Source organism: Angustibacter speluncae (genome assembly GCF_054777815.1).
The window spans coordinates 1-10,182 of record NZ_BAAHAF010000169.1 but is presented as its reverse complement, the minus strand read 5'-3'; the positions used below and the strand labels follow the sequence as shown (position 1 = coordinate 10,182).

Below are 10,182 nucleotides of genomic sequence, written 5' to 3'. Positions count from 1 at the left end.
GCCGCCCGCAGCGGCCCCGACGCCGCCGCCGTGCGCGACCTGCTCGCCGGCCCGCCGCCCGCCGACGACCTCGCCCTCGCCCGGCTCGCCGAGGCGCTCGACGCCCTCGTCGACCCGCAGACCCGCTCGCCCCAGGCCCCCGCCACCCAGGCCACCGACAGGAAGGCACCCGCCCCGTGACCGACCAGCCGCACCACCCGGACGCCCCCGGCGTCGACGCACCCGCCGCGCCCGCGGCGACGACGCCCGAGGTGACGACGCCCGACCTCGCGAAGGCGCCCGTCCCGGACGCCGCCGCCCCCGCCGCCGACGGCGCCGACCCGCGGGCCGCGCTGCACGCCGTCCGCGCCGAGGTGGCCAAGGCCGTCGTCGGCCAGGACGCCGTGGTCACCGGCATGGTGATCGCGCTGCTGTGCCGCGGCCACGTGCTGCTCGAGGGCGTCCCCGGCGTGGCGAAGACGCTGCTGGTGCGGGCGCTGTCGGCCGCGCTGTCGCTCGACCACTCGCGCGTGCAGTTCACGCCCGACCTGATGCCGGGCGACGTCACCGGCTCGCTGGTCTACGACGCCCGCACCGCGGAGTTCTCGTTCCGCGAGGGCCCGGTGTTCACCAACCTGATGCTCGCCGACGAGATCAACCGGACGCCGCCCAAGACCCAGGCCTCGCTGCTGGAGGCGATGGAGGAGCGGCAGGTGAGCGTCGACGGCGTCCCGCGCCCGCTGCCCGAGCCGTTCGTGGTGGCGGCGACCCAGAACCCGGTCGAGTACGAGGGCACCTACCCCCTGCCCGAGGCCCAGCTCGACCGGTTCCTGCTGAAGCTGACGATGCCGCTGCCCGACCGAGGCACCGAGGTCGAGGTGCTCGCGCGGCACGCGCGCGGCTTCGACCCGCGCGACCTCGACGCCGCCGGTGTGCGGGCGGTCGCCGGCGCCGACGACCTGGCCGCGGCGAGCGCCGCCGTGCGCCGGGTGCAGGTGGCGCCGCAGGTGCTCGAGTACGTGGTCGACCTGTGCCGTGCGACCCGCACCTCGCCGTCGCTGCAGCTCGGGGCGTCGCCGCGCGGCGCCACCGGCCTGCTCGCCACCGCGCGCGCCTGGGCGTGGATGTCGGGCCGCGACTACGTCACGCCGGACGACGTCAAGGCGCTCGCCCGCCCGACGCTGCGGCACCGGGTGCAGCTGCGCCCCGAGGCCGAGCTCGAGGGCGTGACGGTCGACTCGGTGCTCGACAGCGTCCTCGCGAGCGTCCCCGCACCCCGCTGACCACGAGGACGTCCTGATGACCACGCGCAGAGGCGGGTTCGCCCTCACCGGGCGCGCGGTGCTGCTCGCGCTGCTCGCCGTGCCGGTGCTCGTCGTGGCGCCGTCCGGCCTCGTGCTGGTCGCCTGCGTGCTGGTGTGGCTCGCGCTGGTCGGCGCCGACCTCGCCCTCGCCGCCTCGCCGCTGGCGCTGCGCGTGGAGCGGTCGGCCCCCGGCAGCGTGCGGCTCGGCCAGCAGGCGCCGGTGGGCCTGCTCGTGCACCACACCGGTGCCCGGACGATGCGGGCGGTGCTGCGCGACGCGTGGCAGCCCTCGGCCGGCGTCGGACCGACGCGGCACGCGGTGACGCTGCCGGCCGGCGAGCGCCGTCGGCTGCAGGGCACCGCGACGCCCACCCGCCGCGGCGACCGGCTGGCGGGCCACGTCACCGTCCGCTCGCTCGGACCGCTCGGCCTGGCGGCCCGCCAGCGCTCGCTCGCGGTACCCGGCCGGCTGCGCGTGCTGCCGCCGTTCACCTCGCGCAAGCACCTGCCGAGCCGGCTCGCCCGGCTGCGCGAGCTCGACGGCCGCTCGGCCGTGCGGGTGCGCGGGCAGGGCACCGAGTTCGACTCGCTGCGCGAGTACGTCGACGGCGACGACGTCCGGGCGATCGACTGGCGCGCCACGGCGCGGCGCCAGCAGGTCGTCGTGCGCACGTGGCGCCCCGAGCGCGACCGGCGGGTCCTGCTCGTGCTCGACACCTCGCGCACCAGCGCGTCCCGGGTCGGTGACGAGCCGCGGCTCGACGCGGCGATGGACGCCGCCCTGCTGCTGGCGGCGCTCGCCGTCCGGGCGGGCGACCGGGTCGACCTCGTCGCCGTCGACCGCGAGGTGCGCACCCGCGTCGTCGGCCGCACCGGCAGCGCGCTGCTGCCGGCGCTCGTCGACGCCATGGCGCCGCTGGAAGCGGCTCTGGTGGAGGCCGACTGGCCGCGCATCGTCACCGAGGTACGCACCCGGGTGCCGCAGCGCGCGCTCGTGGTGCTGCTGACCCCGCTCGACGCGGGTGCCGTCGAGGAGGGGCTGCTGCCCGTCGCCGGGCAGCTCGCCTCGCGGCACACCGTCGTGGTGGCCTCGGTCGCCGACCCGGTGCTGCACGCGATGGCGCTCGGCCGGGGCGACGCCGTGGCCGTCTACGACGCCGCGGCCGCACTGCGCACCGAGATGGACCGGGCGGCCGTCACCGCCGGGCTCGAGCGGGCGGGCGTCACGGTCGTCGACGCCGCCCCCGCGAACCTGCCGCCGCGGCTGGCCGACACCTACCTCGCGCTCAAGGCCGCCGGCCGGCTCTGACCCGGGCCGGACGGAGGGGCCGCGGTCAGCCCGAGACGGCGCGGTACTCCCCGCGCAGGTACTCGGGCAGGTCGCCGTCCTCGCCCAGGCGCACGGCGCGGCGACCGAGCGTCCACCAGTAGGTGACCCACAGGGCGAGCGCGAGCGCGCCGAGACCGATGCGCACGGGCGTGGGCAGACCGCTCGGGGTGACGAACCCCTCGACCACGCCGGACAGGGCGAGCGCCCCCACGAGGCCGACGGCCACGGTGAACAGGGCGCGCCCCTCCTGCGCGAGCGCCTGGATCCGCGGCCGGGGTCCCGGGTCGACCCACGCCCAGAACAGCCGCAGACCGGCGGCCGCCGCCGTGAACACCGCGAACAGCTCGAGCAGCCCGTGCGGGAGGATGTTGGCGAAGAACACGCCGCCCGCGTCGTTGGCGACCATCACCCCGCCGACGAACCCGACGTTGACCGAGTTCTGCACGAGCACGTACACCGGCCAGAACCCGCTCACCCCGAACAGCACGCACTGCACCGCGATCCAGGCGTTGTTGGTGAAGACGCGCGCCGCGAACGACGCGTTGGGGTTCTCGGTGTAGTACCCGACGAAGTCCTCCTCGACCAGGCGCCGCGTCTCGTCCTCGCTCAGCAGCGAGGCCTGCACCTCGGGGCTGGACACGACCCACCAGCCGACGAGCACCATGAGCAGCACCGACAGCGCGGTGACCCACAGCGTCCACCAGCGCACCCGGTACAGGGCCGCGGGGCAGGAGAGGGTGACGAACCGCGCGACGTCGCGCCAGGCCGACTCGCTGCCGCCGGTGAGCCGCCCGCGGGCGCGCGCGACCAGGGTCGAGAGCCGGCCGACGAGCACGGGGTCGGGCGCCGCGGACCGCACCTGGGACAGGTGGGTCGCCGTGCGCTGGTAGAGCGTGACGAGGCGGTCGGTCTGCTCACCGCTGAGCCGGCGCCGTCGCACGAGGTCGTCGAGCTCGGCCCACTCCCCCGCGTGGACGGCCTCGAACGCCTCGAGGTCCACACCACCAGCCTACAAGCGCCGCCTCAAGCCGGTGCCGCCGCGCACCGATCCACCACGGGTGACGAACCCCTGGTCCCCGCCGACCGCCGTGCTGCCGCAGGCGGCGGCGACGCCCGCACGGGCGCCGGCGCCCGTGGCGTACGGCGGCTACGCGCCGCCCGCGCCCCCGCCCCCGCCGGCTCGCGGCGGCGCCGGCCTCGCGGTCGCCGCGCTGGTGCTGTCGGTCCTGGCGCTGCTCGGCGTGATCGGGCTCGGCGTGTTCGTGGTCGGCTCGGGCCTGGCCGGCGGCGTCGACCCGGGGTACGAGCTCGAGGGCACGCTGCCGCAGGCCGAGCCGGGCCGCGTCTACACGCCGGACGAGGTGCGCACCGAGGTCGAGCAGGTGCTCGAGGCCGACTGGAGCACCCACGAGGACCTGCGCTGCGAGGAGCTGGTCTTCGAGGAGGGCGCGTCCACCTCCTGCACCGGGGTGGTCGACGGGCTCGACACCGAGATCGAGGTCGACGTCGTCGACGAGGTCGGGCACTTCGTCCTCGCCCAGTACTGGTGACCGCCTCCACCTAGACTCGGCGCATGGTCACGGGGGACGACGAGCTCGTCATCGGCGAGGCGGTCGTCCTCGACCTGCACCCGGCGTCGTTCGCGACCCGGATGGTCGCGATCCTGCTCGACCTGCTCGTGCTCGTGGTGGCGCTGTTCGTCGTCGGCCTCGTCGTCGGCGGCGCGTCGTTCTTCCTCGACAGCGCGGCGCAGCAGGCGATCGGCCTGGCCTCGGCGGTGTTCCTGCTGGTGATCGTGCCGGGCGTCGTCGAGACCCTCACCCGCGGCCGCTCGCTCGGCAAGCTGGCGCTCGGCCTGCGGGTCGTGCGCGACGACGGCGGCCCGATCCGGGCGCGGCACGCGTTCATCCGCGCGATCTGCGGCTTCGGCGAGATCTTCCTGACCGGCGGCAGCGCGGCGGTGATCGCCTCCCTGGCCAACGGAAAGGGCAAGCGGATCGGCGACATGGTGGCCGGCACCTACGTGGTGAACGAGCGCATCGCGCGGGTCGAGCGGTCCACCGTGCAGATGCCGCCCGAGCTGGCCGGCTGGGCGGTGACGGCCGACATCGGGCGGCTGCCCGACCGGCTCGCGATGGCGCTGCGCTCCTTCCTCGGTCGCGCCGAGCGGCTGCACCCGGCGTCCCGCCAGCGCCTGGGACCCTCGCTCGCGGAACAGGTCTCGCAGCTCGTCGCACCGCCCCCGCCCCCCGGCACGCACCCCGAGCGCTTCCTGGCCGCGGTCGTGGCCGAGCGGAGCCGCCGCGAGCTCGAGCGCCTGACCCGCGAGCAGCACCACGCCCGTGAGCGCGAGGCGCTGCTGCACAAGCTGCCCCACGGGATGGGCTGACGTGCCGGTCGCGCTCGTCACCGGCGTCGGCCGGCTGCGCTCGATCGGGGCGGGGCTGGCGCTCGGCCTGGCCGCCGACGGCTGGGACCTCGCCCTCGGGTACTGGACGCCCTACGACGACCGGCTCGGCTACGAGCGCACCCCAGACGACCCCGAGGAGGTGGCCCGCCGGTGCCGCGACCTCGGGGTGCGCGTCGCGCTGGTGCCGGGCGACCTGGCCGACCCCGAGGTGCCGGGGCGGCTGGTCGCCGCCGCCGTCGACGCCCTCGGACCGCTGCAGGCGCTGGTCATGTCGCACTGCGAGTCGGTCGACAGCGACATCCTCACGACCTCGGTCGAGAGCTGGGACCGGCACTTCGCGGTCAACGCCCGGGCGACGTGGTTGCTGCTCAAGGCGTTCGCCGAGCAGCTGCCGGCCGACCCGCCCGCGCCGGGCGAGGTGCGGGGTCGCGTGGTCGCCCTCACCAGCGACCACACCGCCTCCAACACCCCGTACGGGGCGAGCAAGGGCGCGCTCGACCGCGTGGTCGTCGCGGCCGCGCACGAGCTCGCGCACCTCGGCGTGCGGGCCAACGTGGTCAACCCCGGCCCGGTCGACACGGGGTGGATGGACGACGCCGTGCGCGCGAGCGGCACCGCGGCCACGCCCGCCGGTCGGCTCGGGACACCGCAGGACACCGCCGACCTGGTGCGGTTCCTGCTGTCCGAGCAGGGCGGCTGGATCAACGGCCAGCTGCTGCTGAGCAACGGCGGCTTCCGCACCGCCGACTGAATCCGGCCGGGCCGACGTGCAACCGTCGGCCCCGAGCCCGTCAGGCCGGGGTGAGGTGCACGCTCATCCCGACGCCGGGCACGGGCATCGACAGCGCCTCGGCCTCGACCGCCTCCCGGACCGCCCGCCCGACGGGGCGGCTCAGCCGCACGTCGACCTCGCCGGCCCGCCGTCCCCAGGCGCCGGCGAGCCGGCCGTCGACGAGCACGCCGTGCGGGTGGTGGCCGTCGAGCGCCGGGTCGAGGGCGCGCAGCCCCGGGCCGGCGAGCAGACCGGTGCGGTCGCGCCCGAGCAGCCGCAGGTCGGGCTGCACCAGCAGCCGGACGCCCTCGGCCGGCGCCCCGTCGAGCAGGTCGTCGACGTGCTCGGGCAGCACGTGCGCGGGCACGCCCTCCAGGTCGACCTCGACCAGGTCGGGCAGCACGGCGTCCCAGGTGGCGCGGGCGTCGCGCGGCGCGACGCCCGCCCACCACGCGAAGGCGCTGCGCGTCGTCGGGCCGAAGGCGGCGACGTGCAGCCGGCACAGCGCGCGGCGGGCGTCCTCGGGGTCGGCGTCGGGGGCCGCCACCTCCCGGACGGTGACACGGCTCGCGTCCCAGCGGATCGCCAATCGACCTGTGGCGCAGGCGATCCGGGCGTGAGCGGCGACGGCCGCGGTCAGGTCGCCGGCGACCAGCACCTCGCCCACGAGCTCGTCGAGCGCGCGGACGGCGTCGGGGTCGCGCGGCAACCGGCCGAGGGTGAACGGCGTCCAGTCGTCGGCGCGGAGCACGTACACGGCCTGCCGCGGGCCGTAGGTCTGCACCAGGCCCGGCGCCTCCCACGCGTCCGGCCCGCACGCCTCGACCCGGGCGTGCAGGGCGAGCAGCGCGTCGCGAGGCACGGTGTCCTGCAGGCCGAACCGCGCCGCGTCGAGGTACGACCCCGCCGGCAGTCGCTCGTGCAGGTGGTGCACCCGCAGGCGGTGGGCCACCGCCTGCGCGGCGACCACCTGCGGCGTGCTCACTGCGGCGGGGGCGGGTCCTGCTGCTGCTTGGTCAGCCGGTCGCGCTGCTCCTGCTCCTCGCGGGCGGCCTGCTCGGCCTTCTGCTTCGCCAGCATCTCGCTGTACGTGGGGCCGGTGGGCGGGGCGGCAGGGACGTCGGGCGCCTGCTGCTGCGGCGCAGGCGCGGCGGCCGGCGGGGCGGGGTGCGGCGAGGGCCCGGCGAGGCCGGCCCCGCCGTCGAGACCCCGCAGCACGCGGGTGGCCTCGCCGGCGTGCTCGTCGGCGCACCAGACCGCGTACTGCGCGGCGACGATCTGGCTCGTCGAGGTGAAGTCGCGTCGACCGCCGGTGGCGGCGTAGGAGATCAGGCCGAAGATCATGCCCATGCCGGCGCCGATCAGGATGGCGGGCAGCAGCACGGTGGCCAGGCCCGTCCCGCCGAGCAGGCCGAGCACGAGGCCCACGAACCCGCCGAAGTAGGCGCCGGACAGCGCACCCGCGAGGGCGACGCGGCCGTAGGTGAGCCGACCGGTGACGCGCTCGACCATCTTCAGGTCGGTACCGACGATCGACACGTGCTGGACGGGGAACTTCTCGTCCGACAGGTAGTCGACCGCGCGCTGCGCCTCGAGGTACGAGCGGTAGGTGGCGATCGGGTGGCCGGGCGGCGGCGCCGGCAGCATCGGGCCCCGCCCGCGGCCCGGCGTCAGGTTCGACATGCCCCCATCGTCGCAGACCGGGCTGGGAGCGACCTGGGAGCGGGCTGGACGGCGCCCGTCCGCCGGCCGATCAGGACAGCTTGTAGTCCTCGAGCAGCCGGCGGCCGACGATCATCCGCTGGATGTCGGCGGTGCCCTCGCCGATGAGCAGCATCGGCGCCTCGCGGTAGAGCCGCTCGATCTCGTACTCCTTGGAGTACCCGTAGCCGCCGTGGATGCGGAACGAGTCCTCGACGACCTGCGAGCAGTACTCGGACGCCAGGTACTTCGCCATGCCGGCCTCGAGGTCGTTGCGGCTGCCGGAGTCCTTGGTACGAGCGGCCATCACCATCATCTGGTGCGCCGCCTCGACCTTCGTGGCCATCTCGGCGATGCGGAACAGCACGGCCTGGTGGTCGGCGATCTTCTTGCCGAACGTCTCGCGCTGCTGCGCGTACGCGGTGCCGAGCTCGAACGCCCGCATGGCCACGCCGCACGCGCGGGCGGCGACGTTGACGCGGCCCACCTCGACGCCGTCCATCATCTGGTAGAAGCCCTTGCCCGGCTCGCCGCCCAGGATCTGCTCGGACGTCGTGCGGTACCCCTCGAGCACCAGCTCGGTGGTGTCGACGCCCTTGTAGCCCATCTTCTCGATCTTGCCCGGGACGGTGAGACCCGGTGCGGTCTCGCCGAAACCGGGCTCCTTCTCGACCAGGAACGTCGTCATGTTCCTGTACACCGAGTCGGCGCCCGTGTCGGTCTTCACGAGCACCGCGACGAGGGTCGACGAGCCGCCGTTGGTGAGCCACATCTTCTGGCCGGTGATCGACCACCCGCCGTCGTCGCCCTGCACCGCCTTGGTGCGGATGCCGGAGACGTCGGAGCCGCAGCCCGGCTCGCTCATCGAGAAGGCGCCGCGCACCTCGCCCGTGGCCATCCGCGGCAGGTACCTCTGCTTCTGCTCCTCGGTGCCGTGGTGCACCAGCATGTGCGCCACGATGAAGTGGGTGTTGATGATGCCGCTGACGCTCATCCACCCGCGCGCGATCTCCTCGACGCAGAGCGCGTAGGTGAGCAGCGACTCGCCGAGACCGCCGTACTCCTCGGGGATCATCAGCCCGAAGATCCCCATCTCCTTCATGCCCTCGACGATCTCGGTGGGGTACTCGTCGGCGTGCTCGAGGTCCTGCGCGACCGGGATGATCTGCTCGTCGACGAACTGGCGCACCAGCTTCAGCAGCTCGCGCTGGTCGTCGGTGAGGCCCTCGGTGCGCTGGAGTCGTCCCATGCCCGCAGTATGTCCACGGCCCGCGGGGGTCGGCAGGGCAAAGCCCTGTGAGCCTGCCCACCCGACGTGCGAACGTGACGGGATGCACAGCTCACTGGTGATCAGCAGCGACGGCGACGACGACCACGAGGCCGCGTTCCGGCGGTTCTCGCCGCCCGAGAACGAGCTGGCGACACCACTCGACCTGCGGGTCGAGCTGCTGCGCACGGCCGACCTGGTCGTCGCGCTGGTGGGCGGGTCGGCCTACAGCACCGGTGTGCTGCTGCAGGTGCAGGTGCGGGTGCGACCCGGGTCACTCACCCTGCAGCAGCGGCGCGAGCGCGCCTTCGGCCTGCCGCCGTTCCACCACGACGTGCTGGTCGGCATGACGCTGCCCGGTGGTGCGGTGGTGTCGACGCTGGGCGCCGAGCCGTGGGGGCCGGCCGGCGACCGGGGACCGGACGAGCCGCTGCTGGTGCCCCACGGCAGCAGCTCGAGCGACACCGGCGCCGAGACCACGGTGTGGCTGACCCCCGCGCCCCCGCCCGGGCGGATCGGGGTCGTCGTCGCCCACCCCGAGCTCGGTGTGGGCGAGGTGCACGCCGAGCTCGACGCCACCGCGATCGCCGACGCGTGCGCCCGGGCCGTCGAGCTGTGGCCGTGGGAGAGCACCCAGGTGGTCGAGCCCGACCTGCAGCCCCTGCGCGACCTGGAGCCCGGCGGCTGGTTCGACCGGCACCGCACCGCCTCGCCCGACGGGTCGGACGGGCCCGACGAGCCCGGGGACGCGTCAGAGCACGACGACGGCTGACCCCTTCGGCATCAGGTCGTCCCGCCAGATCATGTCGATCGCGGCGTTCGAGACGCGGGCGCACCCGTGCGAGGCGGGATACGCCGGCACCGACGGGTACCCGTGCACCGCGATGCCGTCCGGGTGGAAGTAGCGGGGGCGGTAGAGCTCGCCCAGGTCGCCGTTCCGCATGCCGTCGTAGGCCCACGTGACGCTGTAGCTGCCGGCGGGGGTGTCGGCGAGCAGCGTCCGGCCCTTGTTCGTGTACTCCTCGTACGAGCCCGTCGAGGTGTGCACGACCAGCCGCACCTGGCCGTCGCGGACGAAGGCGATGACGCCCTCGTCGCGGTCGATCTCGGTCACGACCCCGCTGCTGCTGGTGGGCTGGTAGCGCGCACCCGCCGCGAGCGCGGCCGCCGTCTGCGGACCGGCCTTGCCGTCGCGCTGCAGACCGGCGACGCCCTGCAGCGCCAGCACGGCCTGCGTGGTGAGCCTGCCGTAGGTGCCGTCGGGCGTGCCGAGCCAGTAGCCGAGCTCGGTCAGCCGCTGCTGCAGCGCGAGGACCTGCGGCCCGCTGTCGCCCGGCCGCATCGTGCCGTCGGCCGGCGGCGCCGACGTGGGCGGCGGCGCGGGGGCGGTCGGGTCGGCGGTCGGCGCCGGCGTCGTGG

General features: G+C 75.4%; 11 protein-coding genes and 1 pseudogene. 7 read left to right on the top strand and 5 right to left on the bottom strand.

Annotation, left to right across the window (positions count from 1 at the left end; translation table 11 throughout):
• The 3 genes and pseudogenes from ACYVKY_RS19010 to ACYVKY_RS19000 all read left to right on the top strand — a co-directional run.
• Positions 1-180, top strand: a pseudogene (locus tag ACYVKY_RS19010) (hypothetical protein); the annotation flags it as partial.
• Between the two features lie 71 nt (positions 181-251).
• On the top strand, positions 252-1,262 hold the full coding sequence (locus ACYVKY_RS19005) for an AAA family ATPase (protein ID WP_460436555.1): 1,011 nt from the start codon (positions 252-254) through the stop codon (positions 1,260-1,262).
• A 16-nt stretch (positions 1,263-1,278) separates the two neighbouring features.
• Positions 1,279-2,592, top strand: a complete 1,314-nt coding sequence (locus tag ACYVKY_RS19000; protein WP_460436554.1) for a DUF58 domain-containing protein — start codon at positions 1,279-1,281, stop codon at positions 2,590-2,592.
• Positions 2,593-2,617: 25 nt separating this feature from the next.
• Here ACYVKY_RS19000 and ACYVKY_RS18995 read toward each other — a convergent pair whose 3' ends face one another.
• A complete protein-coding gene (locus ACYVKY_RS18995; protein ID WP_460436553.1) occupies positions 2,618-3,613 on the bottom strand; it encodes a stage II sporulation protein M in 996 nt (331 codons plus the stop codon).
• Positions 3,614-3,671: 58 nt separating this feature from the next.
• On the opposite strand from ACYVKY_RS18995, the gene ACYVKY_RS18990 reads away from it, so the two are divergent.
• From ACYVKY_RS18990 to ACYVKY_RS18980, 3 genes are read left to right on the top strand one after another with little or no spacing between them, the layout of a single operon-like run.
• A complete protein-coding gene (locus tag ACYVKY_RS18990) occupies positions 3,672-4,163 on the top strand; it encodes a hypothetical protein (RefSeq protein WP_460436552.1) in 492 nt (163 codons plus the stop codon).
• A gap of 23 nt (positions 4,164-4,186) precedes the next feature.
• Positions 4,187-5,002, top strand: coding sequence for an RDD family protein (locus ACYVKY_RS18985; protein ID WP_460436551.1), 816 nt, complete (start codon positions 4,187-4,189; stop codon positions 5,000-5,002).
• 1 nt (position 5,003) lies between these two features.
• Positions 5,004-5,774 carry an SDR family oxidoreductase gene (locus tag ACYVKY_RS18980; protein WP_460436550.1) on the top strand — a complete coding sequence of 257 codons (771 nt, stop codon included), beginning with the start codon at positions 5,004-5,006 and terminating at the stop codon, positions 5,772-5,774.
• A 40-nt stretch (positions 5,775-5,814) separates the two neighbouring features.
• Here ACYVKY_RS18980 and ACYVKY_RS18975 read toward each other — a convergent pair whose 3' ends face one another.
• The 3 genes from ACYVKY_RS18975 to ACYVKY_RS18965 all read right to left on the bottom strand — a co-directional run bounded on the left by ACYVKY_RS18975 (position 5,815) and on the right by ACYVKY_RS18965 (position 8,745).
• Entirely contained in the window at positions 5,815-6,780 is a 966-nt protein-coding gene (locus ACYVKY_RS18975) for a winged helix DNA-binding domain-containing protein (RefSeq protein WP_460436549.1), read from the bottom strand.
• Entirely contained in the window at positions 6,777-7,478 is a 702-nt protein-coding gene (locus tag ACYVKY_RS18970; RefSeq protein ID WP_460436548.1) for a YflT domain-containing protein, read from the bottom strand. The genes ACYVKY_RS18975 and ACYVKY_RS18970 overlap by 4 nt, the downstream gene beginning before the upstream one ends.
• Positions 7,479-7,548: 70 nt before the next feature.
• Positions 7,549-8,745 carry an acyl-CoA dehydrogenase family protein gene (locus tag ACYVKY_RS18965; RefSeq protein ID WP_460436547.1) on the bottom strand — a complete coding sequence of 399 codons (1,197 nt, stop codon included), beginning with the start codon at positions 8,743-8,745 and terminating at the stop codon, positions 7,549-7,551.
• A gap of 97 nt (positions 8,746-8,842) precedes the next feature.
• On the opposite strand from ACYVKY_RS18965, the gene ACYVKY_RS18960 reads away from it, so the two are divergent.
• Positions 8,843-9,535, top strand: coding sequence for a hypothetical protein (locus ACYVKY_RS18960; protein WP_460436546.1), 693 nt, complete (start codon positions 8,843-8,845; stop codon positions 9,533-9,535).
• On the opposite strand, the gene ACYVKY_RS18955 is transcribed toward ACYVKY_RS18960, so the two are convergent.
• Positions 9,515-10,182: L,D-transpeptidase family protein (locus tag ACYVKY_RS18955; protein WP_460436545.1), on the bottom strand; the 668-nt coding region annotated here is incomplete at its 5' end. The genes ACYVKY_RS18960 and ACYVKY_RS18955 overlap by 21 nt on opposite strands.